Raw genomic sequence first — 26,355 nt, 5'->3', positions numbered from 1 at the left:
CCCGGAGGATGGCGATGGTCTCGCCGCAGACGTCACCGCGCGCCAAGCAGCGTCGCGGCGAGGGGCAGTGGGCACTCGGCTACCGAGAGCCGCTGAACCCCAACGAGCGGAGCAAGAAGGACGACAACCCGCTCAACGTCCGCGCCCGCATCGAGAACATCTACGCCCACGGCGGTTTCGACTCGATCGACCCGGCCGACCTGCGTGGCCGGTTCCGCTGGTACGGCCTCTACACCCAGCGCAAGCCCGGCATCGACGGCGGCCGCACGGCCACCCTCGAACCGGAGGAGCTGGACGACGAGTTCTTCATGATGCGCGTGCGCAGCGACGGTGGCGCGCTCACCACGCAGCAGCTCAGGGTGCTGGGTGAGATCTCGCAGACCTACGCCCGTGACACCGCGGACATCACCGACCGGCAGAACATCCAGTACCACTGGATCCGGATCGAGGACGTCCCCACGATCTGGCAGCAGCTCGAAGCCGTCGGCCTCACCACGATGGAGGCGTGCGGCGACAGCCCGCGCGTCATCCTCGGGTCGCCGGTCGCGGGCATCTCGCAGGACGAGGTGGTCAACGGCCAGCCGGCGATCGACACGATCCTCGAGCGCTACATCGGCGACCCGCGCTTCTCGAACCTGCCGCGCAAGTTCAAGACCGCCATCTCCGGGCTGCAGGACGTCGCGCACGAGATCCACGACGTCGCGTTCGTCGGCGTGCACCACCCCGAGCACGGGCCCGGCTTCGACCTCTGGGTCGGCGGCGGCCTGTCCACGAACCCCATGCTGGGCAAGCGGCTCGGCGCCTGGGTGCCGCTCGACGAGGTCCCGGACGTCTGGGAGGCGGTCATCTCCGTCTTCCGCGACTACGGCTACCGCCGCCTGCGGCACCGCGCGCGGATCAAGTTCCTCGTCGCCGACTGGGGTCCGGAGAAGTTCCGCCAGGTCGTGGAGGACGAGTACCTCAAGCGCAAGATGATCGACGGCCCCGCGCCGGAGGTCCTCGACCAGCAGCTCGACCACATCGGCGTGCACAGGCAGAAGGACGGCCTGTTCTTCGTCGGCGCCGCACCGGTCGCGGGCCGCGTCTCCGGCTCGGTCCTGGTCGAGGTCGCGAAGATCGCGGAACGGGCGGGCTCCGGCCGCGTCCGGTTCACGCCGCAGCAGAAGATCATCGTGCTGGACGTCGCCGAGACCGCGGTGCCGGCGCTCAAGAGCGACCTCGCGAAGCTCGGCCTGCAGGTCGACCCGTCGCCGTGGCGGCGGGGGATCATGGCCTGCACCGGCATCGAGTTCTGCAAGCTCGCGATCGTCGAGACCAAGGCCCGTGCGCTCGACCTCGTCACGCAGCTCGAAGCGAACCTCAAGGACATCGTCGACGGCGTCACCGCGCCGATCACCGTGCACATCAACGGCTGCCCCAACTCGTGCGCCCGCATCCAGACCGCGGACATCGGGCTCAAGGGCCAGATCGTCACCGACGACGAGGGCAACCAGGTCGAGGGCTTCCAGGTGCACCTGGGCGGCGGCCTCGGCCTCGACGCAGGGTTCGGCCGCAAGCTGCGCGGCCACAAGGTCACCGCGGCCGAGCTGCCCGAGTACGTCGAGCGCGTGGTGCGGAACTTCGTGGCGCAGCGGGAGACCGACGAGCGGTTCGCCCAGTGGGTCGCCCGCGCCGAGGAGGGGTCGCTGCGATGAGCGAGCGCGCGACGCCGTTCTACTGCCCCTACTGCGGCGATGAGGACCTCCGCCCGCAGGAGGAACCCGCCTACGCCTGGCTGTGCACCGGGTGCCGCCGTGTCTTCAAGGTCAGTTTCGTCGGGCTCAACCTGCCGCAGGAGGTGAAGAAGTGAGCGATCTGAAGGAAGACCTCAAGATCGTCGCCGAGGCCGCGCAGGAGGAGCTGGCCAACGCCAGCGCGATCGAGGCGCTGGAGTGGACCGCGCGGACGTTCGGCGACAGCTACGTCGTCGCCTCCAACATGCAGGACGCCGTGCTGATCGACCTCGCCGCGCAGGTGAAGCCGAACTTCGACGTGCTGTTCCTGGAGACCGGCTACCACTTCCCGGAGACGATCGGCGTGCGCGACGCCGTCGGTGTCGTCTACCCGGAGGTGCGGATCGTGAACGCCGCCGCCGAGCAGTCGGTGGAGGACCAGGAACGCGAGTTCGGCCTGCTGCACCAGACCGACCCGGCCCGGTGCTGCCACCTGCGCAAGGTCGTGCCGCTGCGGCGGGAGCTCGCGAAGTACGACGCCTGGGTGACCGGGGTGCGCCGGGTGGACGCACCGACGCGGGCCGGCACGCCGATCGTGCAGTGGGACGAGCGCAACGGCCTGGTCAAGGTCAACCCGATCGCGCCGTGGTCGGACGACGAGTTCAACGCCTACCTCCACGAGAAGGGTGTTCTGGAGAACCTGTTGGTGCAGGAGGGGTACCCCTCCATCGGGTGCCTGCCGTGCACGTCGAAGCCGCTGCCGGGCCAGGACGCCCGCAGCGGCCGGTGGGCCGGTCAGTCGAAGACGGAATGCGGGTTGCACGGATGACACTGGCTCTGGACACGTTGGGACGCCTCGAGTCCGAGGCGATCCACATCTTCCGCGAGGTCGCAGGCGAGTTCGACCGGCCGGTGATCCTCTTCTCCGGCGGCAAGGACTCGACACTGCTGCTGCACCTCGCGATCAAGGCGTTCTACCCGGCACCGGTGCCGTTCCCGCTGCTGCACGTCGACACCGGGCACAACTTCGACGAGGTCATCGAGTTCCGCGACCGCGTCGTCGCACGGCACGGGCTGCGCCTGGAGGTCGCGAAGGTCCAGGACTGGATCGACGACGGCCGCCTGGAGGAGCGCCCGGACGGCACGCGCAACCCGTTGCAGACCGTGCCGCTGCTGGACTCCATCACGCAGCACAGGTTCGACGCGGTCTTCGGCGGCGGCCGCCGGGACGAGGAACGCGCCCGCGCCAAGGAGCGGATCTTCAGCCTGCGCACGGCGTTCGGCCAGTGGGACCCGAAGCGCCAGCGCCCCGAGCTGTGGAACCTCTACAACGGCCGGCACCGCGCCGGTGAGCACGTCCGCGTGTTCCCGCTGTCCAACTGGACCGAGCTCGACGTGTGGAACTACATCGAGCGCGAGGGCATCGAGCTGCCGGACATCTACTACTCGCACGAACGCGAGGTGTTCCTGCGCGACGGCATGTGGCTCGCCGAGGGCCCGTGGGGCACCGCGCGCGAGGGTGAGACGTTGCAGCGCAAGGTGGTCCGCTACCGCACGGTCGGCGACGGCTCCTGCACCGGTGCCGTCGAGTCCGACGCCGCCGACATCCACGCGGTGATCGCCGAGGTCGCCGCGTCCCGGCTGACCGAGCGCGGCGCGACCCGTGCCGACGACCGGCTGTCCGAGGCCGCCATGGAAGACCGCAAGCGGGAGGGGTACTTCTAGATGAGCGACCTGTTGAGGCTGGCCACCGCGGGCAGCGTGGACGACGGCAAGTCCACGCTCGTGGGCAGGCTGCTCTACGACACCAAGTCCGTGCTCGCGGACACGCTCGACGCCGTGCACCGCGCGAGCGCCGACCGCGGTCTCGCGACGCCGGACCTGTCGTTGCTGGTCGACGGCCTGCGGTCGGAGCGCGAGCAGGGCATCACGATCGACGTGGCGTACCGGTACTTCGCGACGCCGAAGCGGTCGTTCGTCCTCGCGGACACCCCCGGTCACGTGCAGTACACCCGCAACACCGTCACCGGCGCGTCCACCGCACAGCTCGCGGTGCTGCTGGTCGACGCGCGCAAGGGCGTCATCGAGCAGACCCGGCGCCACGCGGCGGTTCTCGCGCTGCTGGGCGTGCCGCGGCTCGTGCTGGCGGTCAACAAGATCGACCTCGTGGGCTACGACGAGGTGACGTTCGCGCGCATCGCCAAGGAGTTCACCGCGCACGCCACGGCCCTGGGCTACACCGAGGACTCGGTCGTCGAGATCCCGGTGTCGGCGCTGGCCGGGGACAACGTCGTGGAGAAGTCCGCGAACACGCCCTGGTACTCCGGCCCGACCCTGCTGGAGCACCTGGAGACCGTTCCGGTCGAGCCCGACCCGCACGACGCCCCGTTCCGGTTCCCGGTGCAGTACGTGATCCGCCCGCGCACGGCCGAGCACCTCGACTACCGCGGGTACGCGGGCCTGGTCGCGGCGGGCACGGTCACGCCGGGCGACGAGGTCGTCGTGCTGCCCTCCGGCAGGCGCTCGACCGTCACGAAGATCGACACGGCAGATGGCGAACTGGCCGAAGCGGCGGCCGGCCAGTCCGTCACGCTGCTGCTGGCCGACGACATCGACATCTCCCGCGGCGACCTGATCTCGGTGGCGGGCAACGAGCCCACGGTCACCGACGAGCTGGACGCCACCCTCTGCTGGCTCGCGGAGAAGCCCCTGCGACCCGGCGCCCGAGTCCTCGTCAAGCACGGAACGCGCACCGTGCAGGCGATGGTCACCGACCTGCGCGACCGCTTCGACGAGCAGACGCTGTCCAGTGTGGACCGCCCTGCCGCGTTGGAGCTCAACGAGATCGGCCGAGTGGCTCTGCGCCTGGCAGAGCCCGTTCCACTGGACGACTACAGCTTCAGCCGGCGCACCGGGTCCTTCCTGGTGATCGACGCGAGTGACGGTTCCACTCTCGCCGCCGGACTGGTCGGGGCTCCGCTGCCGCTGCTCGAGAACGGCGTGGAGAGCTGTACCGGGGGTAGCACCGCTACCCCCGACAACCACGCCCTCGTCTCCCCCGGTCCCTGAAAGGCCACACCGCCGTGAACCTCAAGTCCGCCCTTGCCGTCGCTCTGATCTCCTTGACCGCCATCTCCGGGTGCAGCCGCGCCGGGACGAGTGACACCCCCGCCGCCGAGTCCAAGGGCGCCGCCGCCGAGGTCCGCCTCGGGTACTTCCCGAACATCACCCACGCCGCCGCGCTGATCGGCGTCGAAAAGGGCCTGTACGCCAAGGAGCTGGGCGGCACGAAGCTGACGACGCAGACGTTCAACGCGGGCCCCGACGAGGTCAACGCCCTGCTCGGCGAGTCGCTCGACATCGCCTACATCGGCTCCGGTCCGGCGATCAACGCCTACTCGAAGTCGAAGGGCGAGGCCGTTCGCCTGATCGCCGGCGCGACGTCCGGTGGCGCGCAGCTCGTCGTGAAGCCCGAGGTCAACTCGATCGAGGACCTCAAGGGCAAGGTCGTCGCCACGCCGCAGCTCGCGAACACCCAGGACGTGTCGCTGAAGAAGTACCTGGCGGAGAAGAACCTCACCGGCCAGGTCACCGTGCAGAACGTGGAGAACGCGGCCTCGCTCGACCTGTTCAAGAAGGGCGACATCCAGGCCGCGTGGGCGCCGCAGCCGTGGTCGGCGCGCATCGTCGCCGAGGGCGGCGGCAAGGTGCTGCTGGACGAGAAGACCCTGTGGGAGGGCGGGGCGTTCCCGACCACCGTGGTCATCGTGCGGACGAAGTTCCTGCAGGAGCACCCGGAGACGGTCGAGGCCGTGCTGAAGGGCCACGTCGCCGCGATCGACTGGGCGAAGGCGAACAGGGACGAGGCCAAGAAGACCGCCAACGCGGCCCTGGAGAAGCTCACGTCCAAGAAGCTCGGCGACAAGATCCTCGACGCCGCGTGGGACAACATCGAGCTCACCACCGACGCGCAGGCCAAACACTTCCCGCAGCTCGCGAAGGACGCCGTGACCGCGGGCGTGGCCAAGGAGGCCGCGAACGTCGCCGGGTACGCCGACTTCACGCTGCTGAACAAGGTGCTCCAGGCGCAGGGCAAGCCGCAGGTGCAAGCAGCCGGACTGGACCAGAAGTAGTCTTCGAAGCCGAGGGGAAGGCACCCGAACATGACCGCCACGCTCGAGACCACTTTCCAGTCCACCGTGGACACCGCCGTCGAACTGGCCGGGGTCCGCAAGGTTTTCGGCCACGGCAGCTCGGCCGTGGTAGCGCTCGACGGGGTGGACCTCAAGGTCAAGCCCGGTGAGTTCGTGTGCCTCCTCGGCGCGTCGGGCTGCGGCAAGAGCACGCTGCTGAACATGGTGGCCGGCCTCGACGGCGCGACGGCGGGGGAGCTGCGGCTCAACACGTCGCGCCCGGCCGTCATGTTCCAGGAGCCCGCGCTCATGCCGTGGCTCACCGCCGCCCGCAACGTCGAGCTGGCGTTGCGGTTCGCCGGTGTCGGCCGCCTGGCGCGCAAGCGGCGGGCGCTGGAGCTGCTGGAGCTGGTGCGGCTGGGCGACGTCGCGGACAAGCGCCCGCACGAGCTGTCCGGCGGCATGCGGCAGCGCGTGGCGCTGGCCCGCGCGCTGGCGTCCACCACCGTGGCCGCAGACGGTTCCCCGGCCCTGCTGCTGATGGACGAGCCGTTCGCCGCGCTCGACGCGATCACCCGCGACGTGCTGCAGGCCGAGCTGATCCGGGTGTGGGAGACCACGAACACCGCGATCATCTTCGTCACGCACGACGTGCGCGAGGCGGTCCGGCTGGGCCAGCGAGTCGTGCTGCTGTCCTCCCGCCCCGGTCGCGTGGTGCGCGAGTGGGACGTGGCGGACTCGCGCGACGAGCTGCTCGACGAGATCAACACCCACCTGCGAGAGGTCATCAGTGGCCACGCCTCCTGACACGCTCGACAAGGTCGGCGCCGGCCTCGACGCGCTCGACGTCCCCGTCGAGACGCAGAAACCGCCGGTGTGGCGCCGCTTCCTGAAGACCGGCGTGCCGCCGATCATCGCGTTCGCCCTGCTCATCGGCGTGTGGCAGGCGCTGTGGGCGTCGGCGGTCCTGCCGGAGTTCCAGCTGCCAGCCCCGGTCAACGTGTGGAACGAGCTGGTGCGCTCGATCAGCTCCGGCGAGGCCTTCGGCATCCTGTGGACCTCGTTGCACCGCGCGGTGTTCGGGTTCATCGCGGCGGTGCTGATCGCGACCCCGCTGGGTCTGCTGGTGGCCAAGGTCAAGGTGGTGCGCGCGGCGATCGGGTCGTTGCTGACCGGCCTGCAGTCGCTGCCGTCGGTGGCCTGGGTGCCGGCCGCGATCCTGTGGTTCGGCGTGACGCCGTCGACGATCTACTTCGTCGTGCTGATGGGTTCGGTGCCGTCGATCGCGAACGGCCTGGTGGCGGGCATCGACCAGATCCCGCCGCTGCTGCCGCGGGTCGGCCGCGCGCTGGGAGCGGGCAGGCTGGCCTCGGCCCGGCACATCCTGCTGCCCGCGGCTCTGCCCGGTTACCTGGCGGGCCTGAAGCAGGGCTGGGCGTTCTCGTGGCGCTCACTGATGGCCGCGGAGATCATCGCCACGTCACCGCAGCTGGGCACCGGTCTCGGCCAGTACCTGCACAACGGGTCGTCGCTGAACGACATCAACATGGTGATCGCGGCGATCTTCCTGATCCTGCTGGTGGGCATCGGCATCGAGCTGCTGCTGTTCCGCCCGATGGAACGCGCGGTGCTGCGCGCCCGCGGCCTGACGGGGGCGCTGTGACCCCGCTGATCGCCGTGGCGCACGGCAGCCGCGACCCGCGTTCGGCAGCGTCGATCCACGCGCTGCTGGACGTGGTGCGCTCGCTGCGCCCGGAGCTCGACGTGCGCGGGGCGTTCCTGGACCTGTGCGCACCACGGCTGCACGACGTGCTGCGCGAGCCCTCCGTCGTCGTCCCCCTGTTGCTGGGCAAGGCGTTCCACGCACGGGTGGACGTGCCGGCCGCGGTGGCCGAGTCGCGCGTGCCCGCCGAGGTGGCGGACGTGCTCGGACCGGACCCGCGGCTGGAGTCGGCGGCACTGCGGCGGTTGTCGGAGGCCGGCGTGTCGTTCGGCGACCGGTCCCTGGGCGTGGTCGTGGCCGGCGCCGGCTCCTCGCACGCACCGGCCAACGAGGCCGTGGCACGGGTCGCCCGGCGGTGGGCGCGGGAGTCGGGCTGGGCCGGCGTGGAGGCGGCGTTCGCGTCGATCGCCACGCCGACCGTGCCCGAGGCCGTGGAACGGCTGAAGGCCCGCGGCGCCCGCCGCATCGCCGTCGCGTCGTGGTTCCTGGCACCGGGCCTGCTGCCGGACAAGGTGGCGGCGCTGGCCGGACCCGACGTGCTGGTGGCGCGGCCGTTGGGGGACGACGTCGAGGTGGCGCAGCTGGTGCTGGACCGGTACGACGAGGCCCTGGCCCGTCAGCCGGTGGCCCGCTCCGCTTAGGGCGAAGACGAACCGAAGGGCGGTCTGCTGCGGCAGACCGCCCTTCGCCGTTCCGGGTGACACTTCTGGACGCCGCCGCGAGATCGGGTCCGCAGCGCCGTTCGGGCGATGTGCGGCGCGAGGTGTTGACGTGAAACTTACTCATGAGTAGGCAGAGAACCACGTCGCGTGCTGGGAGTGCCCCTCGTCCACTCAACGGGGAGAGACCATGAGGCTGGCCGGAGTCGCTTCACTGCTACTGGTACCGATGCTGGTGTTCACCGCGAACGCGTCAGCAGCTCCGCAGACCATCACCTTCAAGCTCAGGGCGACCGCCGTCGGGCAGACGTCGGACTTCACGCTCGACCAGGGCGTGAGCGCGTCCGCACCGGCCACCGTCGCACCGAACGGGGTCGTCAAGGTCACCGTCGACCCGGCGCCCAACCAGGTGCCGTCCGAGGCGGCCGGGCGGCAGGTGCGGGAGATCAAGGGGCTCGCGCTGCGGCTGCCGGTGCCGGCCGGCTCGAAGTTCCGGTCCGCGTCGCTGTCCGGCGGGTCCGGGCTGGGCGGCACGCCGGCGATCGCCCTGTCCGGCAACGACGTCGTGCTCTCCGTGCCCGGTCCGCTCAAGGGCGGTGCCGCGTTCGAGCTGCCGGTGGTCACGATCACCCTGCAGGCCGACGCCTCCGGCACGATCACCACGAAGCTCGGTGGCAGCAGCTACGACGCCCCCGGCCTCACCTTCACCGCCGTCGTGTCGGTGCTCGGGTTCCCGGTCAACGCCGCCGCGAAGGGCTACCCGGATCCCAGCCCCGTCCTGACGACCACGACGATCGGCTGACCGCCCCGGTGCCCCACCCCCTGCCGGGCATCGGGACGTAGCAGCGACAGCTCGGTCATCGTGTCGAGCGTCAGTGCGCAGGTCCTCCACGGAGACCTGCGCACTGACGCGGTTCGCCCACTCGTACTGGGCCGCGCGCAGCCGTTCCACCGCGGCGAAACTCGGCAGCTAAGGTCAGCGCCATGGCAGACGAGCTGGTCCACTACGAGGTGCGGCGTGGCATCGCGACGATCACGCTGGACTCCCCCCACAACCGCAACGCCCTGTCCGCGCAGCTGCGCCGGGAGCTCCGCGAGCACCTGACCGCGACCGCCGCCGACGACGGGGTGCGCGTGGTCGTGCTGACCCACACGGGCCCGGTGTTCTGCTCGGGCATGGACCTCAAGGAGGCCGCCGGTGCGAGTGCCGGCGACCAGGGCGTCAACGAGTTCCCCGCGATCCTCGACCAGCTCTGGACCAGCCCCAAGCCGGTCGTCGCCGCGCTGAACGGCCCTGCTCGCGCGGGTGGTGTCGGCATCGTCGCTGCCTGCGACATCGCGGTCGCGGCGCGCGAGGCGACGTTCGCGTTCAGCGAGGTCCGCATCGGCGTGGTGCCGGCGGTCATCTCGGTGACGGTGCTGCCGCGCCTGCTCCCCCGCGCCGCGCACGAGCTGTTCCTCACCGGCGAGACCTTCGGCGCCGCCCGCGCGGTCGAGATCGGCCTGCTCAACTCCGCGGTGCCGCTCGACGGCGTCGACGCCGAGGTCCGCCGCTACACCGACATGCTCGCGCTGGGCGCACCGAACGCGCTCGCCGCGACCAAGCGGATGCTCCAGCAGGAACGGTCCACGAACCTCGGCGAGGTGTTCGCGGACATGCTCGCGCTGTCGGCGCAGCACTTCGGCGGCCCCGAGGGCCAGGAGGGCATCACGGCGTTCCGCGAGAAGCGCAAGCCGTCCTGGGTGCCCGCCGAGGACTGACACGTCGGACATCAGAACCAGGCGGCGCCTCGATGACGCCCTGCGCGAAAGCGGTACCGGCGGCTTTCGCGCAGGCCGGGTCACCGTTCCGTGCGAACCACCCGCAGCGTCCGGTCGCCTGATCCGGCGGTCTGCCTCGCCGCGTCGCGCAGCACCTCGGACACGGACGCGTCCAGGTCGGCGGGCACGACCAGCACGTACTCCCCCGCGGGCAGCCACGACAGGTCGGTCAGGCTGTCGTACAACGCGTCGAGGTTCTGGCCGAACCAGGAGGGGAACGACAACGCCTCGGCGATGGCGCCGATGGCGGCCTTCTTCTCCGAAACGAGGATGTGCCGCTTCACTTCTTCACGTCCACGACGACGAACGACGCGTAGTGGTCGCCGGTGTAGTAGACCTCGCGCTTGTCCCCGGTCACGAGCCGGCGCGCGCCGCGGTCGGGACTGCCCGGCGTCGGCACCGTGTACTCCTTGTAGTACCCGGACTTGTGCTGCGGCAGCCGCTTCTCGCGGTTCTCGAACGTCACGCCGTCGTTCTTCGGGTACGGCATGGGGCTCTCGCCCCCGATCAGCTTGTACGTCTTCGCGGCCTCGGGCGGCAGCGACGACAGCGGCTTCACCTCAAGGCCGGACTCCTGCGCGCCGGGCACCGCGGGTGCCGTGCCGGGCGCACTGCTCGCGCTGCTGGTGGGCGCGCTCGACCGGGGTTCGGGCTCGGAGGCGCCGTCGCGCACGAACCAGCCGACCAGGACCAGCAGGACCAGGCCGACGAGTGCGACGGTGAGGCGACGACCGGGACTCATACGGCGACCTTTTCGGACTCGGGATCGGAGGCCCCGTCCTCCGGCTCGGGTGCGAGGGAGGCCGGGTTCTTGGCACCCCAGTCGGCCACCCGGTCGACGAGCCGCGCCACGCCCAGGCACAGCGGCAGCACCACGACCATCACGAGGGGGAACTGCACGGCGACGGGCAGTTGCACGAGCCACAGCTCGACCCCGTCCCACCACTGCCAAAGCCCGTCCACCCGCACGAGCCTAGCCTGGTGAGCCGGGTCACGGCGGTCGGCGGGGACGCCGCTGGGTATGTTGCGAACCATGTTCGCCGTTTACGCAGCAGAACCCAGTCCCGAGAACCCGCTGGCCTCGCTCCGCGTCGGCGAGCGCCCCGACCCCGAGGTGCCCGCCGGGTGGGTGCGGGTCGCGGTCAAGGCGGCCAGCCTCAACATGCACGACCTGTGGACGCTGCGCGGGGTCGGCATCAAGCCCGAGCAGTTCCCGATGGTCCTGGGCTGCGACGGCGCGGGCGTCCTCGACGACGGCACCGAGGTGGTGCTGCACTCCGTCATCGGCGACCCCGGCTGGGACGGCGACGAGACCCTCGACCCGAAGCGCACGCTGCTCACCGAGAAGCACCAGGGCACGTTCGCCGACTACGTCGTGGTCCCCGCCCGCAACGCACTGCCCAAGCCGGCGGACCTCACGTTCGCCGAGGCCGCGTGCATGGGCACGGCGTGGCTGACCGCGTACCGGATGCTGTTCGTGAAGTCGGGCCTGCGCCCCGGTCAGACGATGCTCGTGCAGGGCGCGTCCGGCGGTGTCTCGACCGCGCTCATCCAGCTCGGCCGCGCGGCCGGGTTCCGCGTCTGGGTCACCGGCCGCACCGAGGAGAAGCGCGCTCTGGCGCAGACCCTCGGCGCCCATGACACCTTCGAGTCCGGTGCCCGCCTGCCGGAACGGGTCGACGCGGTGTTCGAGACCGTCGGCAAGGCCACCTGGTCGCACTCGATGAAGGCGCTCAAGCCCGGCGGCATCGTCGTCATCTCCGGCGCGACGTCCGGTGACGCGTCGGCGGCCGAGCTGCAGCGGCTGTTCTTCCTGCAGCTGCGCGTGGTCGGCTCGACCATGGGCACCCGCGAGGAGCTGGGCGACCTGATCCGGTTCTGCGCGCTCAACGACCTCAGGCCGCAGATCGGCGCCGAGCTGCGGTTCGAGGACGCCGAGCAGGGCCTCAGGGCGATGCTGGACGGCGAGACCGCCGGAAAGATCGTGTTCAGCAGGCCGTAAACAGCACCGGAAGCCAAAAATCGGTTCCCTGATTGGTGGGTTCGGACAAACCGCGTGACAGTGGTCCCGAATAGGTTCGCCCGGACCCACTCTTCAAGGGAGCTAGGCAATGACCACACAGGGCGTCTTCCGGCGCAAGCCCATCGACCGGATCGCCGAGGACAGGGGCGACGGGCTCACCAGAACGCTGGGCCTGTGGCAGCTCACCGCGATCGGCATCGGCGGCATCATCGGCGCGGGCATCTTCTCGCTCGCCGGTGCCGTCGCGAACAAGACAGCCGGTCCCGCGGTGCTGGTGTCGTTCCTGATCGCCGGTATCGCGAGCGCGGCGGCGGCGTTCTCGTACGCGGAGTTCGCGGGCCTGATCCCCAAGGCCGGCAGCGCCTACACCTACGGCTACGCGGTGCTCGGCGAGATCGTCGGCTGGTTCATCGGCTGGGACCTGCTGCTGGAGTACACCGCGATCGTGGCGGTGGTCGCGATCGGCATCTCCGGCTACTTCACCGAGCTGCTGTCGCTGCTGAACGTCCACCTGCCGCAGTGGATGCTGGGCGCACCGGGCACCGAGGCCGACGGCGTCGCCGCGGGCACGTACAAGGTGAACCTGTTCGCCGTGCTGCTGTGCCTGCTGATCGCGTTCGTGCTGAACCAGGGCATGAAGAACGCCGCGCGCTTCGAGACCACGCTGGTGTACCTCAAGATCGCCGTGGTGGCGCTGGTCGTCGTCGTCGGCGCGTTCCACATCAACACCGACAACTACAACCCGTTCTTCCCGTTCGGCATCTCGGGTGCGCTCACGGGTGCGGCGACGGTGTTCTTCGCGGTGTTCGGCTACGACGCGATGTCCACGGCCGCCGAGGAGTCGAAGGACTCCCAGAAGCACATGCCGAAGGCGATCATCTACTCGCTCGCCGTGTCGATGGTGCTGTACGTGCTGGCCTGCCTCGTGCTCACCGGCATGGTCAACTACAAGGACGTCGACGCGGAGTCCGCGTTCGCCACGGCCTTCGCCGACATCGGCCTGCCCGCCCTGGGCATCATCATCTCCGTCGGCGCGATCCTGGGCATCACGACGGTGCTCTTCACGTTCCTGCTGGGCGCCGCCCGCGTCGGCTACTCGATGAGCCGCGACGGCCTGCTGCCGCAGTGGTTCGCGAAGACGCACCCGGTGAAGCACGTGCCGACGCGCATCACCTGGGTGCTGGGCATCGCCTCCGCGGTCATCGCGGGCTTCCTGCCGATCGCGGAGGCCGCCGAGCTCACCAACATCGGCATCCTGCTGGCGTTCGTCGTCGTCTGCGTCGCCGTGGTCGTGCTGCGCTACAAGCAGCCCGACCTGCCGCGCACGTTCAAGACGCCGGGCATGCCGGTCGTGCCGATCATCGGTGTCGTCTTCTCGATCTGGCTGATCACGTTCCTCACGCCGGAGACCTGGCTGCGGTTCGCGGTCTGGTTCGTGATCGGCCTGGTCGTCTACTTCACCTACTCGAAGCGCAACTCCGTCATGGAGAAGGAGTCCAAGCGGTAACCAGGGAGTCGAGCGTGGCGAGCGGCACCGGGCCGTTCGCCAGCACGAGGTCGTGGAACGCGCGCACGTCGAAGCGGTCGCCCAGCCGGGTGGCCGCTTCCTCGCGCAACCGGAGGATCTCCAGCCGCCCCACCATGTACGCGAGCGCCTGCCCCGGCGTCTCGATGTACCGGTCGACCTCGGACTCGATCTCCGGCGCGGTCATCACGGTGTTCTCGCGCAGGTAGTCCACGGCCTGCCGGCGCGACCACCCGAGGGCGTGCAGGCCGGTGTCGACGACGAGCCGCCCCGCGCGCATCGCGTCGAGCGACAGCATGCCCAGCCGCTGCTCGTCGGACGAGTACAGCCCCATCTCCTCGGCCAGGCGCTCGGTGTAAAGGCCCCAGCCTTCGAGGTAGGCGTCGATGAACGCGAACTTGCGCACGTTGTGCAGGTCGGTCTCGGCGGCGATCGTGATCTGGAAGTGGTGGCCGGGGATGGCCTCGTGGAACGCCGTCACCTCCGAGAGCGTGCGGCTGCGTTCGGTGGCGCCCAACGGGTTCAGGAAGTAGACGCCGGGACGGGAGCCGTCCAGCGCGGCGTCCATGTAGTACGCGAGCGGCGCGACCTCGCGGTCCACCTCGGGGACGAGCCGCACCTCGCAGGGCGCCTTGGGCAGCCGGCCGAACCACCGCGGCGCGACGGCCTCGGCCCGCGCGACGGCCTCGACCGCGCTGGTGACCATGTCGCCCTCGTTGTCCCACAGCAGCTCCGTGCGCAGCCGCGTGAAGATCTCGGTGACGTCCGAGGTGCCCCACACCCGTGCGCCGACCTCCGCGTACTCCTCGCGCAGCCGGGCGATCAGGTCGAGCCCGAGCCGGTGCAGCTCGGCCGGCGTGTAGGCCGTGGTCGTGTAGTCGCGGACCAGCCGGGCGTAGTTCTGCTCGCCCTCCGGCAGCCAGCACAGGCCGGCCTGCGCGTCCTCGCGGCCGTCGAGCGACAGCAGCACCTCGCGGAACCGGGCGAACGCCGGCCGCAGGTCCGCGTCCCCCTCCCACGGCTGCCGCGGCGAGGCGAGGAACCGCTCCAGGTGCGCCGCGCCGTTCACGACGTGCCGCCGCAACGGCCTGCGGTCGGTGTCGAGCAGCCGGGTGGCCGCCTGGTCGAGGAACCGCGGGATCTGGTCCAGCCGCTTCGAGAAGTCGACCTGGGAGGCCAGCCCGAGCAGGCCGCCGACCGGTGCGCTCAGTCCCGCGGCCACGGTGTGCTCGACCAGCCGGGCGTCGATCTTCGTGATGATCGACTCGGCCTGGTGCCTGATCACGGACCTGGTGACCGGGTCCTCGTCGCTGGTGTCGACGCGGCTCACGATGTCCGCGAGGCGGGCGCGCAGGGCCTGGTGGCCCTCGACGCTGAGGTCGTCGAGCCGGTCGTCCCAGCCGGGCAGGCCGACCATGGTCGCGAACGCGGGCGTCCAGTCCATCATCGCCTGGAACGTCTCATCGGAGAGCGAGGTCACACCGTCCTTCATAGCCGCGCTCACCCCGCTTCGCCAACGAATTGACCGACGAGCTCGCCGAGCGTCGGCAGCGGAACCGGTCCGGCACCCACCACGAGGTCGTGGAACGCCCGCACGTCGAACCGCTCGCTCAGTGCCGCCCCGCCTCCACCCGCAGCCGCTGGATCTCGATCCGCCCGATCATGTAAGCGAGCGCCTGGCCGGGTACCTCGATGTAGCGGTCGACCTCGGACTGGATCTCCGGCTCCGGCATCGCGGTGTTCTCGCGCAGGTAGCCGACCGCCCGCTGCCGCGACCACCCGAACGCGTGCAGGCCGGTGTCGACCACGAGCCTGGCCGCGCGCATCGCGTCCGCGGACGGCATCCCGAGGCGTTGCTCGTCCGACGAGAACAGGCCCATCTCGCAGCCGACGCGGGGCAGCCGGGCACCCCCGAGCACCGAGGTGAACACCGGGTCCCGGTCGCAGAAGGCCTGGAACATCTCATCCGCGAGTGAGGTCACCGGACCGTTCCTAGCCGCGCGCGAACCTCTGCGCCAGCGAGTCGACCGCTTCCCGCAGCTCCGCGTCGAGCCTGCGCACGACCTCGGCGGCCGGTGCGGCCGGCGCGAGCGGGTAGGTGGTGCCCGCCCACAGCGACATGGCCTCCAGCTCACCGGTGGCGCGCACCGGTTTCGTGAGGTGGTGCACGTTCGGGTACGCGGCGGGCGCGTGCGGGGTGTTCTCGACCAGGAACCGGTTGACCAGCCCGCGCGCCGGCCGTCCGCTGAACGCACGGGTCAGCGCCGTCCTGCGGCCACCCGCGCGCAACGCCTCCCGTTGCGGTGCGGCGGTTCCCGCCTCCGGGCAGCTGAGGAACGCGGTGCCCAGCTGGGCCGCGACCGCACCGGCCGCGAGCACCGCCGCGACGTCGGCGCCGTGCACCAGCCCGCCGGTCGCGATCACCGGCAGGTCGACGGTGCCCCTGACCAGCCGGAGCGCGGCGAGCGTCCCGTACAGCTCGCCACCTCCGGGCGAGACGCCGTCGTCGGTGAACGTGCCGCGGTGCCCGCCCGCGTCCGATCCCTGCACGCACAGCACGTCCGCGCCGATCTGCCGGGCCTGCCGCGCCTCGGCAGGGGTGGTCACCGTGACCACGACGGTCGCCCCCGCCGCCTTCAGCCGCTGCACGTCGTCGACGTCGGGCAGCCCGAACGTGAACGACACCACCGGCACCCGCAGCGCCAGCACCAGTTCGAGCTTCGCCGCGTAGTTGTCGTCGTCCCAGCGCGGCTCGCCCGGCACCGCGCCGAGCTTCCCCGCGAACGCGGTCACCCGGTCCACGTAGGACGAGATGTCGGCGGTCGGCCGGGTGCCCGGCACGAACAGGTTGACCCCGAACGGCGCCCCGGTCAGCTCCCGGGTGCGCGTGACCTTCTCGGCGAGCTGCTCGACGGAGACGTACCCGGCCGCCAGGAACCCGAGCCCGCCCGCGTCGTTCACCGCGGCGACCAGCTCGGGTGTGGAGGCGCCGCCCGCCATGGGTGCGGCGATCACGGGCACGGCCAGCGTCTGGAACATGAGCCCAACCTAGTTGGGCGGGCCCGTGAACGCCCGGCGAAGTGGCTGTGTTCACGGTGGCGCAAGGAAACGCCGTTCACCTCCCGGTCATGCCGGTGGGTGAGACTCGGTCCGTGAAACGCCGCACCCTGCTCAGGGCCGCCGCAGGCTCGGTCGTCCTCTCCGCCGCGCCCGGTGCCGCGTTCGGCGCGACCGGCCGGGGCAGGCGGGTGTACGTGGTCGTGCTCGCCGGTCTGCGGGCGGACGAGGTGGGGACCGCGCTGACGCCGAACCTCGTCGCGCTGCGGGCGGACGGCACGTACTTCCCGCGGGCTCGTTCGCTGCCGGCCGCCGGGAGCACCGCGCACCTCGTCATGATGCTGACCGGGGTGCGGCCCGACCGCAGCGGTGTGCCCGCCGACGTCGTGTTCGACCGGGCGCGCGGTGTGCGGCGGCTGAGCGAGCCGAGGTTCCCGACGGTGCTGGAACGCTTGCCGGAGCTGGGTTTCCGCACGGGCGCGGTGCTGCCGGAGGAGGACCTGCGCCGAGTGGTCGGCACGCGGGCGACGTACGGGTGGGAACCCCGGCCGCCGGTCACGGGGACCGCGCCGGACGCGTTCACCTCGCACGCCCTGCACGCCGTGGTCGACGAGGCAGACCCGGACCTGGTGGTCGTGCAGTTCGGCACCGGAGCCCCGGCCGCTGCCGCGGGGCGGTCGCTGACCGCGCGCACGGCGGACGAGCAGCTCGGCAAGCTGGTGCGGCACCTCAGGGCGACCGGGCGGTGGGAGCGGTCCGTCCTCCTCGTCACCGCGACTCCCGCAGCGGACCGGTCCCCGGTGTCGCCGGAGGAGCACATCCAGACAGATCCGTTGCTGCGCAACAGGGTTGTGGTCGTGCAGAACGACGGCGCCGACCTGCTGTACTGGACCGGTCCCGCCTCGGACCGCGCCCTGGCCGTGCGGCACCTGGAGTCGGTGGTCTCGCGGGTGCCCGGTGTGCAGTCGGCGCACCGCCCGGCCGAGCTGCGCCTCGGACCGGAGGCCGGCGACCTGGTGGTGCACCGGGGACGTGCCGCGGCGGAGCCGGTACCGCTGCTCGTCGCGGGTGGCGATCCCGTGGTGGGGCGCGGGGTCTCGATGACAGCCGCGTCCACTGTGGATGTCGCACCGACGGTGGGGAGGCTGTTCGGCCTCCCCGAACCGTCGGGCGGGGGTGACGGTCAGTCCGTCATCTGAGGCAGTCCGTCAGCCGGACCGCGCCATCATCTAGGGCAGGGAGTCCAGATGAGGGGCGACCGTGTTGGCGAACTGCCAGTTGTTCGAGGCGTCCCAGTTGATCGACCACGTCATGGCGCCGCGGATCGACGGCCAGGTCGTGCTCGGCTTGAACGTCCCGCAGTTCGTGCCACGCGCGAGGCAGCTGAGGGCGTTGTTGACGTTGGCGGGCGACTGGTACCCGCCACCGGCACCCGACGGCGACGCGGGCAGGCCGAGGCCCACCTGGTCGGCGCGCAGGCCGCTCTGCAGCTGGATGCACGCGAGCGCGGTCAGGAAGTTGACCGTGCCCTGGCTGTGGACCTGCTGGTCGCAGCCGAGCATCGAACCGGAGTTGTAGTACTGCATGTTGACGATGGTCAGGATGTCCTTCGTGGCCAGCGCCAGCTTGAAGTACTCGGCGTTGACGTTCTGCATGTCGATCGTCTGCGGCGCCATGGTGATGACCTTGCCGCCACCGGCGTGGATGCTGCGCAGCGCCTGGCCCATGTACTGGGCGTTGACGCCGTTCTCCAGGTCGATGTCGACGCCGTCGAAGCCGTAGGTGGAGATCAGGCCCTTGACGCTGTTGGCGAAGTTGGTCGCGGCGGTGGAGTTGGCGACGCTGATCGTGCCCTTCTCACCACCGACGGAGATGATCACCTTCTGGCCGCGGGCCTGCACGGTCTTCACGTCGGCGCGGAACTGCGCGTCGGTGTAGCCGCCGAGCTGGCTGCTCAGACCGGGGTCGAGGTTGAACGCGACCTGCCCCTGCACCGCCGTGGCATCGGCGAACGAGACCGCGATGATGTCGTAGGTGGTGGGGACGTCGGACAGCCGCAGAGCGCGCGCACCGTTGTAGAAGTTCTGCCAGTAGCCCGTCAGCACGTGCTTGGGCAGACCGGTGATCGGCGGGTTGCTCGTCGTCGTCGTGGTGGTCGTCGTGGTCGTCGTAGTAGTGGTGGTGGTCGACGTCGTCGTGCTCGTGGACGTCGGCGGAGTGCCGGGGCCGTCGAGGTTGACGTCGTCGGCGTAGTAGGCGGGCTGGCCGTACCAGCCGTGCAGGTAGATCGTCACGCTGGTGGCGCTGCCGGACGTGAAGTCGAGGGTCAGCTGGGAGAAGCCGCTGGAACCGGGCGTCCAGGTGCTCTTCTCCACGCCGCCGGTGACGCCGAGGTAGACGTAGCTGCCCTGCACCCAGGCCGACAGCTTGTAGGCCGTGTTCGGTTGCACCGAAACGGTCTGCTGGCACCGCGCGGTGCTCTGGCCGACGGGTGTGCCCTGCAACGCGTACTGGCCGGTGCGCTTGGTGCCGGACGTGGCGCTGGTGCCCTCGGTGCAGGTCCAGCCGCTCAGGTTGCCCGCCTCGAACCCGTTGTTGGCCGCGAGGTTGGCGGCGGCGGCGTTGCCGTTGATCACCAACACCAGACCGGCACATGCGATGAACGCCGACAGCAGCGCGATCGCCGCTCGTCTGGTTTTGGACATGGTCCACCTCCACACACTCATGCGGCGACCATGTTGTGAGTGGACTAAAAATGGACTAGACCACTGCGGTTGGTCAAGCCCTGGTTTAGCTTGAGGGCGTGTTCACCCTCGAAAACGCGATCACGATCGCCACCGAGGCCCACGAGGGCCAGGTCGACAAGTCGGGCCTGCCCTACATCGGGCACCCGTTGCGGGTCATGGCCGCCGTGAGCGGCGAGCACGAGCAGATGGCCGCCGTGCTGCACGACGTCGTCGAGGACACCCCGGTGACCGCGGCCGACCTGCTCGCCCGCGGCTGCCCGCACGAGGTGGTCGACGCGGTCGTGGCGCTGTCGCACCTGCCGGACGAGCCGCAGGAGGACTACCTGCGCCGCGTCGCCGCCAACCCGCTGGCCGTCACGGTGAAGCGCGCGGACATCGGCGACAACCTCTCGCCGGCCCGCGTCGCCCGCCTCGACGCGGCCACGCAGGAGCGGTTGAAGGCCAAGTACGCGCGCGCCCTGGGGTTGCTCGACGAGTACGTGAGCTAGCCGACCTTCTTCATCGGTACAGGTGTCGTGAACTGGGTGTATTATCGAATCGTAACCAAGATTGGAAGGACACGATGACCCGCCACGACCTGTCCGTGAAGTCCCTGCGCTCGAACCTGGCCGTCCGCCGTGACGCCCGGCTGAAGCGCCGGAGCCTGGAGCGGCAGTTGGCCAGCTACACCACCGAGAGCGACCGCCTCGAACTGGACGCCATCCTCTCCCGCCACAGCGCCGAGGAGACGGGCGAGCTCCGTTCGATCATCAACCGCCAGGCGATGGACCGCTTGATCCGCGCCTGACCGGTACCTGTGTGGGCCACCCCCGGCAACGCCGCCGCGGGTGGCCTTTGCGTTTTCAGTACAGGCGCTTCACCGTCAGCACGTTGTCCTTGCGCGACTCCTGCTGACCATCCGGCCCGACGAGCGGCCGTTCGACCACGTCGTCGGTGATGATGATCCAGTTGTCGCCGAGCCGGAGGTGGTCGAGCACGTCCTTGGTCGTCGGGAAGTAGTAGTCGCGGTGCTCGGACCACGACGGCGCCCCGGCGTGCCCGCCGACGACCAGCCGCCCACCGGGCGCGACCGCCTCCGCGGCCCGCTTGAGGATGCTGTTGCGCTCCCCGTCCTCCTCGACCGGCGAGTGCAGGAACTGGGCGCTGACCAGGTCGTACCGGCCCTCGGGGAACGTCTCCTTGAGGTCGTGCCGCTCCACGGAGATCTCGACGCCGGCGTCCTGCGCGTGCCGGAGCGCCCGGTCCAGCGCCACCTGCGACACGTCGACCCCGAGCACCCGCCACCCCCGTTGCGCGAGCCAGACGGCGTCACCGCCCTCAGCGCAGCCGAGGTCGAGCGCACTGCCCGGCGTGAGGTCCGCGGTCTCGCGCACCAGCAACGGGTTCGGGTTGCCGGACCACACCTGGTCCCGCTCCGAGTAGAAGGCTTCCCAGAACTCCTGCGCAGTCGTCATGCCGTCCACGATGCCCACCGTTGTGCCGGAGCGGCAAACTCCGTTGCCGATCCGGCAACAAGTGCGGTCAGAACAGCGTGGCGGGCTCGACCGGTTCGGGTTCGGGCAGCGCGTCGAGCTCGGGCACGAGCGTGCGGACGTCGTCGTGGAACCGGCGGGCGAGCGCGGGCGCGTCGTCGTTGTCGGGGGTGTGCAGGAACACCGTCGGCGACCGGCCCTCCCGCAGCCAGCCGGCGACCACCTCGGCCCACGGCCGCCACCCCTCGACCGTCTCCTCGACCGAGTCGCGGCCCAGGTAGCGGACGATCGGCTGGTCGGTCAGCGCCCGCGTCCGCCGGGGCAACCGCGGTTTGCGGTCCCAGGCCTCGCGCTCGGCGTCGCTGGTCGGCGGGCTCTGGAAGAAGACCTCGGTGTCGAACGGCACCCACTCGGCGTCCACGTCGTCGAGGGCCCCCTCCAGCAGCGACGTCGCACCGGCGTCGGTGAAGAACACGGGGTGGCGCACCTCCACGGCACGCCGCAGGCCGACGGGCAGCCTGCGCAGGAAGCGGCTCAGTGCCTCGACGTCCGCCGGGCCGAACGAGCCGGGCAGCTGGGTCCACAGGACCGCGCGCTCGCCCAGGGGCTCGATGGCGTCGAGGAACGCCCGCATCGGCACCTCGACACCGGCGAGCCGGCGCTCGTGCGTGACGACCTTGGGCAGCTTGACCACGAACCGGAAGTCCGGGTCCGTCTGCCGCGCCCAGGTCTCGACGGTCTTGCGGGCGGGTGTCGCGTAGAACGTGGTGTTGCCCTCGACGGCGTTGCACCAACCGGCGTAGGCCCGCAGCCGCTCCCCCGCGGGAAGCGACTGCGGCAGGAACCGCCCTGGCCACGCCTTGTGGTTCCACATGGCGCAGCCGACGTGAAGGCGTGCCACGGCTCCTACTTCTTGCCCTTCGGCTCCTCGGTCGACAGCGCGGCGACGAAGGCCTCCTGCGGCACTTCCACGCGCCCCACCATCTTCATGCGCTTCTTGCCTTCCTTCTGCTTCTCCAGCAGCTTGCGCTTGCGGGTGATGTCACCGCCGTAGCACTTGGCCAGGACGTCCTTGCGGATCGCGCGGATCGTCTCGCGGGCGATCACACGGGACCCGATGGCCGCCTGGATCGGCACCTCGAACTGCTGCCGCGGGATGAGCTCGCGCAGCTTCGTGGCCATGCGCGTGCCGTAGCCGTAGGCGTGGTCCTTGTGCACGATCGCGGAGAACGCGTCGACGGCCTCGCCCTGCAGCAGGATGTCGACCTTGACCAGCTCCGACTCGGCCTCGCCCGACTCCTCGTAGTCCAGCGAGGCGTAGCCGCGGGTGCGGGACTTCAGCGAGTCGAAGAAGTCGAAGATGATCTCGCCGAGCGGCATGGTGTAGCGCAGCTCGACGCGGTCCTCCGACAGGTAGTCCATGCCGCCGAGCTGGCCGCGCTTGGCCTGGCACAGCTCCATGATCGCGCCGATGTAGTCCGACGGGGCGATGATCGTGCACTTGGTGACGGGCTCGTACACCTCGGCGCGCTTGCCCTCCGGCCAGTCGGACGGGTTCGTCACGACGTGCTCGGCGCCGTCTTCCATGATCACGCGGTAGACGACGTTCGGTGCCGTGGAGATCAGGTCGAGGCCGTACTCGCGTTCGAGGCGGTCGCGGGTGATCTCCAGGTGCAGCAGGCCGAGGAAGCCGCAGCGGAAGCCGAAGCCCAGTGCCGCGGAGGTCTCCGGTTCGAACGTCAGCGCGGCGTCGTTGAGCTGGAGCTTCTCCAGCGCCTCGCGCAGCTCCGGGTAGTCGGAACCGTCGACCGGGTACAGGCCCGAGTAGACCATCGGGCGAGGCTCGCGGTAGCCGGCCAGCGGCTCGGTGGCGCCCTTGCGCTCGGAGGTGACGGTGTCGCCGACCTTCGACTGGCGCACGTCCTTCACGCCGGTGATCAGGTAGCCGACCTCGCCGACGCCCAGGCCGCGGGACGGCTTCGGCTCCGGCGAGACGATGCCGACCTCGAGGATCTCGTGGGTGGCACCGGTCGACATCATCTTGATGCGCTCGCGCGGCGTGATCTTGCCGTCGACGACGCGGATGTAGGTGACGACGCCGCGGTAGGTGTCGTAGACCGAGTCGAAGATCATCGCGCGGGCCGGTGCGTCCGCCTCGCCCACGGGCGGTGGGACCAGCTTCACGACCTCGTCGAGCAGCGCCTCGACGCCGAGACCGGTCTTCGCGGAGACCCGCAGCACCTCGTCGGGCTCGCAGCCGACGATGTGCGCGATCTCCTTCGCGTACTTGTCCGGGTCCGCGGCGGGCAGGTCGATCTTGTTGAGCACCGGGATGATGGTGAGGTCCTTCTCCATCGCCAGGTACAGGTTCGCGAGCGTCTGCGCCTCGATGCCCTGCGCGGCGTCGACCAGCAGGATCGCGCCCTCGCAGGCCTCCAGCGCACGGGAGACCTCGTAGGTGAAGTCGACGTGGCCCGGCGTGTCGATCATGTGCAGGACGTGGTCCTGCCCGTTGACCTGCCAGGGCAGGCGCACGTTCTGCGCCTTGATGGTGATGCCGCGCTCCCGCTCGATGTCCATGCGGTCGAGGTACTGAGCGCGCATCGCCCGCGCTTCGACCACGCCGGTGAGCTGCAGCATGCGGTCGGCCAGCGTGGACTTGCCGTGGTCGATGTGCGCGATGATGCAGAAGTTCCGGATGAGTTCCGGCGGCGTGAACGTCGTGTCGGCGAACGTGGTCAAGGCGGTCCTCAGCAGGAAATCGGACGGGTGTCCCCTTATGGTCCCATAGAGGCCCACGTGCTCTGCACCACTAGGGTGCGTTCGTGCTGATGAACGGTGAAGACCCCCGCCCGGCCAAGGGCGCGGTCCGCGAGATCTTCGACGCGGCGGAGGCCGCCAAGCTCGAGTACGAGCCCTCGGTGGACGGTGACGCGGACCCCGGCGAGGTCGTCTGGGCGTGGGTGCCCTACGAGGAGGACGCGAACCGCGGCAAGGACCGCCCGCTGCTGGTCGTGGGCCGCGCGAAGGGCGAGCTGATCGCGTTGATGCTCTCCTCGAAGGAGCCGCGCGACGACTACCTGGAGCTGGGCTCCGGTGCCTGGGACCGCGACGGCCGCCCGTCCTACCTGCGACTGGACCGGGTGTTCGCCCTCGACTCCGACGACGACATCCGCCGCGAGGGCGCCGTGCTCGGCCCGGTCGCCTTCGGCCAGGTCGTGGACACCCTGCGCGCACGCCACGGCTGGCGCTGACCCCTGCGGGTGCGGGGGCGCCTGACCACGCGCCCCCGCACCCGCCCGTCACGCCGCGTGCGGCCCCTGGTCGTCGCGCGCGGCCCGCCGGCGCCCCGCGTACTCCCCGAGCTTGCCCAGCGACTGCTCCTCGTCCAGCGCGACCTCGGCCAGCCGGTCGAACACCAGCCTGATCCGCGCGATAGCACCGGGGTCCTGCACGAACACCTGCGCGAGCTCGGTCTCGCTGAACACGACCGGCATCGCCTTCTCGTACTCCCAGAGCACGCAGCCGCTGGACGGCACCACGGCCCGCATCGGCACGACCCGGACGCTGTGCTCCTCGGACAGCAGCCGCGCGCACTGGTCCTCCATCACCCGCCGGCCGCCGACCCGTTGCTGCAACGCGAACTCGTGGATGTAGAACAAGCATTTCGGCGGGTTGTTCCGGCGCAGGACTATTTGCCGGTCCATGCGGTGCTGCACGGCCGCCGCAATTCGGTCGCCGGTCGTGAAACCACCGAGCCGGTGCAGCGCGTCGGCGTATTCGTGGATCTGCACCAGACTGGGCAGCTTGGTCACCGAATAGCTCGTGATCGACGTCGCCGCGGACTCCCCGATCCTCGCCGTGCGCACGTCCTCCGGCGCGTGCACGACATACTCGTCGAAGGCGTACCGGTACCGGCGCCGGAAGTCGTCGATGTACTGGATGTCCTTGCCGCACATGGTGAACAGCTGCACGAGGTCGATGTCGGTGGCCCGCACCTTGCCGTGCTCCAGGTTGGACACCTTGCTCGGGTCCCACCCCAGTCGCACGGCCAGCGCCGCCCCGCTCATGCCGGTGCCGGCCTCTCGGACGCGGCGCAGCTCGTCGCCCAGATCCCTGCTGTACGCGGTAGATGTGAATACAGTCACGCCAAAACGCTATGGCTTGTATTTATTCCATGGTACGGGCCCTTTCGGGTGAAAAGAGCGCCTGGACGACTCCGATGATGCCGCCGGAGTCCATCGCCGTTATCGCGCCACCGGAACAAACGCACTTCAAGCGTTCCACACCGTTGAACCATTCGCGCAAGTAGGGTCGGACCGTGGACCGAGTCGCGGGATCGTTGTACGGGTTGGCTTTCGGGGACGCGCTCGGCGAGCCGACGGAGTTCCTGTCCGTTGCGGAGATCGACCGGCGGTTCGGTCCTCACGGACCGGACGACCTGGTTGGCGACCCCGCCCTGGTCACCGACGACACGCAGATGGCACTCGCCGTCGCGTGGGCGCTGCACGGCGTCGACCGGTACACCGCCGACGTGCTCGAACCGCGGCTGCGCGAGCGGTTCGTGTCCTGGGCGCACAGCCCGGAGAACAACCGCGCACCCGGGATGACGTGTCTGCGCGCGTGCGGCGGCCTGGCGGAGGGCCTGCCGTGGGTGGAGGCGACCATCGCGGGGTCCAAGGGCTGCGGTGCGAACATGCGGGTCACGCCGGTGGGACTGGTGCCCGACCTCGACCTCGACGTGCTCGCCGGGGTGTCGCAGCTGCAGGCCGCCATGACGCACGGTCATCCCACGGCGCTCGCCGCGTCCGAGCTCACCGCGTACGCGACCCGGCTGCTGGTCGACGGACGCGACCTGGCCGAGGTGCCCGCCGCGTTGCTGGACCGATGCCGCGAACGGCGCTCGGTCTACCTGGGGCAGTGGCTGGGTCCCCTGTGGCGGACGCCGGGTGCGACGACGCCGGCCGACTTCATCGCGCGCGGCTGGGACGAGTGCGCCGAGGTGCTCGAACGGCTGGTGGCCGCCCTCGCCGAACCCGATGACGGGCAGGACGCGAGCCTGGCCACCGGCGAGGGCTGGATCGCGGAGGAGGCGCTGGCGACCGGACTGTACTGCGCGATCCGGCACGCCGACGACCCGGTGCGGTGCCTGGTGCGGGGCGCGAGGACCAGTGGTGACTCGGACTCGATCGCGGCGTTGGCCGGGGCGTTCGCCGGCGCCGCGCACGGACTCGCCGCGTGGCCGCAGGAGTGGGTCGAGCGCATCGAGTACGCGGATCAGTTGGCAGCGCTCAGCTCCGGCACTGCCGGATGACTCGCTCGATGGTCGTGGAACACGAAAAAAAGCCCTGCGGGGAGCGCTTGTGGCGCTCAACCCGCAGGGCAAATTAAGTTCGGCGGCGACCTACTCTCCCACACCGTAACCAGTGCAGTACCATCGGCGCAGAAGGGCTTAACTACCGGGTTCGGAATGGGACCGGGTG

29 protein-coding genes and 1 rRNA gene are annotated in these 26,355 nt (G+C 70.4%); 18 read left to right on the top strand and 12 right to left on the bottom strand.

What is annotated here, in order from left to right; genetic code table 11:
* Positions 1-14 precede the first annotated feature (14 nt).
* The 11 genes from ACZ7CD_RS33810 (at position 15) to ACZ7CD_RS33760 (ending at position 9,988) form a co-directional block, all read left to right on the top strand.
* Positions 15-1,694: a nitrite/sulfite reductase gene (locus tag ACZ7CD_RS33810; protein WP_470380518.1), complete on the top strand. Its 1,680-nt coding sequence runs from the start codon at positions 15-17 to the stop codon at positions 1,692-1,694.
* Positions 1,691-1,849, top strand: coding sequence for an Insertion element protein (locus tag ACZ7CD_RS33805; protein WP_360397139.1), 159 nt, complete (start codon positions 1,691-1,693; stop codon positions 1,847-1,849). Before ACZ7CD_RS33810 ends, ACZ7CD_RS33805 begins: the two co-directional genes overlap by 4 nt.
* Positions 1,846-2,541: a phosphoadenylyl-sulfate reductase gene (locus tag ACZ7CD_RS33800; RefSeq protein ID WP_458433885.1), complete on the top strand. Its 696-nt coding sequence runs from the start codon at positions 1,846-1,848 to the stop codon at positions 2,539-2,541. The genes ACZ7CD_RS33805 and ACZ7CD_RS33800 overlap by 4 nt, the downstream gene beginning before the upstream one ends.
* Positions 2,538-3,437, top strand: a complete 900-nt coding sequence (gene cysD, locus ACZ7CD_RS33795) for a sulfate adenylyltransferase subunit CysD (RefSeq protein ID WP_458433886.1) — start codon at positions 2,538-2,540, stop codon at positions 3,435-3,437. The genes ACZ7CD_RS33800 and cysD overlap by 4 nt, the downstream gene beginning before the upstream one ends.
* The gene (locus ACZ7CD_RS33790) at positions 3,438-4,781 is read left to right on the top strand and encodes a sulfate adenylyltransferase subunit 1 (RefSeq protein ID WP_458433887.1); all 1,344 of its coding nucleotides are present in this window, start codon (positions 3,438-3,440) and stop codon (positions 4,779-4,781) included.
* Positions 4,782-4,834: 53 nt separating this feature from the next.
* The gene (locus ACZ7CD_RS33785; protein WP_360397135.1) at positions 4,835-5,845 is read left to right on the top strand and encodes an ABC transporter substrate-binding protein; all 1,011 of its coding nucleotides are present in this window, start codon (positions 4,835-4,837) and stop codon (positions 5,843-5,845) included.
* A 30-nt stretch (positions 5,846-5,875) separates the two neighbouring features.
* Positions 5,876-6,652 (top strand): ABC transporter ATP-binding protein, encoded by a 777-nt coding sequence (locus ACZ7CD_RS33780; protein ID WP_470380517.1) that lies wholly within the window; start codon positions 5,876-5,878, stop codon positions 6,650-6,652.
* A complete protein-coding gene (locus ACZ7CD_RS33775; protein WP_470380516.1) occupies positions 6,636-7,508 on the top strand; it encodes an ABC transporter permease in 873 nt (290 codons plus the stop codon). Before ACZ7CD_RS33780 ends, ACZ7CD_RS33775 begins: the two co-directional genes overlap by 17 nt.
* Complete coding sequence (locus tag ACZ7CD_RS33770; protein ID WP_360397132.1) at positions 7,505-8,209, top strand: sirohydrochlorin chelatase; 705 nt, start codon at positions 7,505-7,507, stop codon at positions 8,207-8,209. The genes ACZ7CD_RS33775 and ACZ7CD_RS33770 overlap by 4 nt, the downstream gene beginning before the upstream one ends.
* Before the next feature lie 208 nt (positions 8,210-8,417).
* The gene (locus tag ACZ7CD_RS33765) at positions 8,418-9,029 is read left to right on the top strand and encodes a cyclase (RefSeq protein WP_360397131.1); all 612 of its coding nucleotides are present in this window, start codon (positions 8,418-8,420) and stop codon (positions 9,027-9,029) included.
* A gap of 182 nt (positions 9,030-9,211) precedes the next feature.
* Complete coding sequence (locus tag ACZ7CD_RS33760; RefSeq protein WP_360397130.1) at positions 9,212-9,988, top strand: enoyl-CoA hydratase-related protein; 777 nt, start codon at positions 9,212-9,214, stop codon at positions 9,986-9,988.
* An 80-nt stretch (positions 9,989-10,068) separates the two neighbouring features.
* Here ACZ7CD_RS33760 and ACZ7CD_RS33755 read toward each other — a convergent pair whose 3' ends face one another.
* The 3 genes from ACZ7CD_RS33755 to ACZ7CD_RS33745 are packed head-to-tail and all read right to left on the bottom strand — an operon-like array spanning position 10,069 to position 11,011.
* Positions 10,069-10,332 (bottom strand): barstar family protein, encoded by a 264-nt coding sequence (locus ACZ7CD_RS33755; RefSeq protein WP_360397129.1) that lies wholly within the window; start codon positions 10,330-10,332, stop codon positions 10,069-10,071.
* A complete protein-coding gene (locus tag ACZ7CD_RS33750; RefSeq protein WP_360397128.1) occupies positions 10,329-10,790 on the bottom strand; it encodes a guanyl-specific ribonuclease in 462 nt (153 codons plus the stop codon). The genes ACZ7CD_RS33755 and ACZ7CD_RS33750 overlap by 4 nt, the downstream gene beginning before the upstream one ends.
* Positions 10,787-11,011 carry a hypothetical protein gene (locus tag ACZ7CD_RS33745; RefSeq protein WP_360397127.1) on the bottom strand — a complete coding sequence of 75 codons (225 nt, stop codon included), beginning with the start codon at positions 11,009-11,011 and terminating at the stop codon, positions 10,787-10,789. Before ACZ7CD_RS33745 ends, ACZ7CD_RS33750 begins: the two co-directional genes overlap by 4 nt.
* 70 nt (positions 11,012-11,081) lie before the next feature.
* Between ACZ7CD_RS33745 and ACZ7CD_RS33740 the strand changes: the two genes are divergently transcribed.
* Complete coding sequence (locus ACZ7CD_RS33740; RefSeq protein ID WP_360397126.1) at positions 11,082-12,050, top strand: zinc-binding dehydrogenase; 969 nt, start codon at positions 11,082-11,084, stop codon at positions 12,048-12,050.
* A gap of 109 nt (positions 12,051-12,159) precedes the next feature.
* Positions 12,160-13,578 (top strand): amino acid permease, encoded by a 1,419-nt coding sequence (locus tag ACZ7CD_RS33735; RefSeq protein ID WP_360397125.1) that lies wholly within the window; start codon positions 12,160-12,162, stop codon positions 13,576-13,578.
* On the opposite strand, the gene ACZ7CD_RS33730 is transcribed toward ACZ7CD_RS33735, so the two are convergent.
* The 3 genes from ACZ7CD_RS33730 to ACZ7CD_RS33720 form a co-directional block, all read right to left on the bottom strand.
* A complete protein-coding gene (locus ACZ7CD_RS33730) occupies positions 13,553-15,088 on the bottom strand; it encodes a DUF885 domain-containing protein (protein ID WP_360397124.1) in 1,536 nt (511 codons plus the stop codon). The two genes, ACZ7CD_RS33735 and ACZ7CD_RS33730, sit on opposite strands and share 26 nt — an antisense overlap.
* A 118-nt stretch (positions 15,089-15,206) precedes the next feature.
* Complete coding sequence (locus ACZ7CD_RS33725; RefSeq protein WP_470380515.1) at positions 15,207-15,578, bottom strand: DUF885 family protein; 372 nt, start codon at positions 15,576-15,578, stop codon at positions 15,207-15,209.
* 10 nt (positions 15,579-15,588) lie between these two features.
* Positions 15,589-16,635 (bottom strand): nitronate monooxygenase, encoded by a 1,047-nt coding sequence (locus tag ACZ7CD_RS33720; RefSeq protein WP_470380514.1) that lies wholly within the window; start codon positions 16,633-16,635, stop codon positions 15,589-15,591.
* 113 nt (positions 16,636-16,748) lie between these two features.
* Here ACZ7CD_RS33720 and ACZ7CD_RS33715 point away from each other — a divergent pair, with 113 nt between their 5' ends.
* Positions 16,749-17,852, top strand: a complete 1,104-nt coding sequence (locus ACZ7CD_RS33715; RefSeq protein WP_470380513.1) for an alkaline phosphatase family protein — start codon at positions 16,749-16,751, stop codon at positions 17,850-17,852.
* Between the two features lie 30 nt (positions 17,853-17,882).
* On the opposite strand, the gene ACZ7CD_RS33710 is transcribed toward ACZ7CD_RS33715, so the two are convergent.
* Entirely contained in the window at positions 17,883-19,358 is a 1,476-nt protein-coding gene (locus tag ACZ7CD_RS33710; protein ID WP_470371894.1) for a chitinase, read from the bottom strand.
* Between the two features lie 98 nt (positions 19,359-19,456).
* Here ACZ7CD_RS33710 and ACZ7CD_RS33705 point away from each other — a divergent pair, with 98 nt between their 5' ends.
* Both ACZ7CD_RS33705 and ACZ7CD_RS33700 read left to right on the top strand, forming a co-directional pair.
* The gene (locus ACZ7CD_RS33705; RefSeq protein ID WP_470380512.1) at positions 19,457-19,888 is read left to right on the top strand and encodes an HD domain-containing protein; all 432 of its coding nucleotides are present in this window, start codon (positions 19,457-19,459) and stop codon (positions 19,886-19,888) included.
* Between the two features lie 74 nt (positions 19,889-19,962).
* Positions 19,963-20,187 (top strand): hypothetical protein, encoded by a 225-nt coding sequence (locus ACZ7CD_RS33700; protein ID WP_360397119.1) that lies wholly within the window; start codon positions 19,963-19,965, stop codon positions 20,185-20,187.
* A 55-nt stretch (positions 20,188-20,242) separates the two neighbouring features.
* On the opposite strand, the gene ACZ7CD_RS33695 is transcribed toward ACZ7CD_RS33700, so the two are convergent.
* The 3 genes from ACZ7CD_RS33695 to lepA all read right to left on the bottom strand — a co-directional run bounded on the left by ACZ7CD_RS33695 (position 20,243) and on the right by lepA (position 23,614).
* Complete coding sequence (locus ACZ7CD_RS33695; RefSeq protein ID WP_360397118.1) at positions 20,243-20,854, bottom strand: class I SAM-dependent methyltransferase; 612 nt, start codon at positions 20,852-20,854, stop codon at positions 20,243-20,245.
* Positions 20,855-20,921: 67 nt separating this feature from the next.
* Positions 20,922-21,746: a DUF72 domain-containing protein gene (locus ACZ7CD_RS33690; protein WP_360397444.1), complete on the bottom strand. Its 825-nt coding sequence runs from the start codon at positions 21,744-21,746 to the stop codon at positions 20,922-20,924.
* A gap of 32 nt (positions 21,747-21,778) precedes the next feature.
* On the bottom strand, positions 21,779-23,614 hold the full coding sequence (gene lepA, locus ACZ7CD_RS33685) for a translation elongation factor 4 (protein ID WP_360397117.1): 1,836 nt from the start codon (positions 23,612-23,614) through the stop codon (positions 21,779-21,781).
* Between the two features lie 89 nt (positions 23,615-23,703).
* Between lepA and ACZ7CD_RS33680 the strand changes: the two genes are divergently transcribed.
* The gene (locus tag ACZ7CD_RS33680) at positions 23,704-24,126 is read left to right on the top strand and encodes a type II toxin-antitoxin system PemK/MazF family toxin (RefSeq protein ID WP_470375751.1); all 423 of its coding nucleotides are present in this window, start codon (positions 23,704-23,706) and stop codon (positions 24,124-24,126) included.
* 48 nt (positions 24,127-24,174) lie between these two features.
* On the opposite strand, the gene ACZ7CD_RS33675 is transcribed toward ACZ7CD_RS33680, so the two are convergent.
* On the bottom strand, positions 24,175-25,020 hold the full coding sequence (locus ACZ7CD_RS33675; RefSeq protein WP_470380511.1) for a helix-turn-helix domain-containing protein: 846 nt from the start codon (positions 25,018-25,020) through the stop codon (positions 24,175-24,177).
* 173 nt (positions 25,021-25,193) lie between these two features.
* Between ACZ7CD_RS33675 and ACZ7CD_RS33670 the strand changes: the two genes are divergently transcribed.
* A complete protein-coding gene (locus ACZ7CD_RS33670) occupies positions 25,194-26,186 on the top strand; it encodes an ADP-ribosylglycohydrolase family protein (RefSeq protein ID WP_470380510.1) in 993 nt (330 codons plus the stop codon).
* 77 nt (positions 26,187-26,263) lie between these two features.
* Here ACZ7CD_RS33670 and rrf read toward each other — a convergent pair.
* Positions 26,264-26,355 (bottom strand): 5S ribosomal RNA (rrf, locus tag ACZ7CD_RS33665); the annotation flags it as partial.

The organism is Lentzea sp. NPDC036949 (assembly GCF_055608075.1).
Note: the sequence above shows the minus strand (reverse complement) of the source record. Positions and strands in the feature narration are given on the sequence as shown.

What these genes read in the sequence shown, in the direction of transcription:
- ACZ7CD_RS33810 (WP_470380518.1), top strand. Translation starts at nt 15, where the DNA reads ATGGTCTCGCCGCAGACGTCACCGCGCGCCAAGCAGCGTCGCGGCGAG.
- ACZ7CD_RS33805 (WP_360397139.1), top strand. Translation starts at nt 1,691, where the DNA reads ATGAGCGAGCGCGCGACGCCGTTCTACTGCCCCTACTGCGGCGATGAG.
- cysD (WP_458433886.1), top strand. Translation starts at nt 2,538, where the DNA reads ATGACACTGGCTCTGGACACGTTGGGACGCCTCGAGTCCGAGGCGATC.
- ACZ7CD_RS33790 (WP_458433887.1), top strand. Translation starts at nt 3,438, where the DNA reads ATGAGCGACCTGTTGAGGCTGGCCACCGCGGGCAGCGTGGACGACGGC.
- ACZ7CD_RS33780 (WP_470380517.1), top strand. Translation starts at nt 5,876, where the DNA reads ATGACCGCCACGCTCGAGACCACTTTCCAGTCCACCGTGGACACCGCC.
- ACZ7CD_RS33765 (WP_360397131.1), top strand. Translation starts at nt 8,418, where the DNA reads ATGAGGCTGGCCGGAGTCGCTTCACTGCTACTGGTACCGATGCTGGTG.
- ACZ7CD_RS33760 (WP_360397130.1), top strand. Translation starts at nt 9,212, where the DNA reads ATGGCAGACGAGCTGGTCCACTACGAGGTGCGGCGTGGCATCGCGACG.
- ACZ7CD_RS33750 (WP_360397128.1), bottom strand. Translation starts at nt 10,790, where the DNA reads ATGAGTCCCGGTCGTCGCCTCACCGTCGCACTCGTCGGCCTGGTCCTG.
- ACZ7CD_RS33740 (WP_360397126.1), top strand. Translation starts at nt 11,082, where the DNA reads ATGTTCGCCGTTTACGCAGCAGAACCCAGTCCCGAGAACCCGCTGGCC.
- ACZ7CD_RS33735 (WP_360397125.1), top strand. Translation starts at nt 12,160, where the DNA reads ATGACCACACAGGGCGTCTTCCGGCGCAAGCCCATCGACCGGATCGCC.
- ACZ7CD_RS33730 (WP_360397124.1), bottom strand. Translation starts at nt 15,088, where the DNA reads ATGAAGGACGGTGTGACCTCGCTCTCCGATGAGACGTTCCAGGCGATG.
- ACZ7CD_RS33720 (WP_470380514.1), bottom strand. Translation starts at nt 16,635, where the DNA reads ATGTTCCAGACGCTGGCCGTGCCCGTGATCGCCGCACCCATGGCGGGC.
- ACZ7CD_RS33710 (WP_470371894.1), bottom strand. Translation starts at nt 19,358, where the DNA reads ATGTCCAAAACCAGACGAGCGGCGATCGCGCTGCTGTCGGCGTTCATC.
- ACZ7CD_RS33700 (WP_360397119.1), top strand. Translation starts at nt 19,963, where the DNA reads ATGACCCGCCACGACCTGTCCGTGAAGTCCCTGCGCTCGAACCTGGCC.
- ACZ7CD_RS33695 (WP_360397118.1), bottom strand. Translation starts at nt 20,854, where the DNA reads ATGACGACTGCGCAGGAGTTCTGGGAAGCCTTCTACTCGGAGCGGGAC.
- ACZ7CD_RS33690 (WP_360397444.1), bottom strand. Translation starts at nt 21,746, where the DNA reads ATGTGGAACCACAAGGCGTGGCCAGGGCGGTTCCTGCCGCAGTCGCTT.
- ACZ7CD_RS33680 (WP_470375751.1), top strand. Translation starts at nt 23,704, where the DNA reads ATGAACGGTGAAGACCCCCGCCCGGCCAAGGGCGCGGTCCGCGAGATC.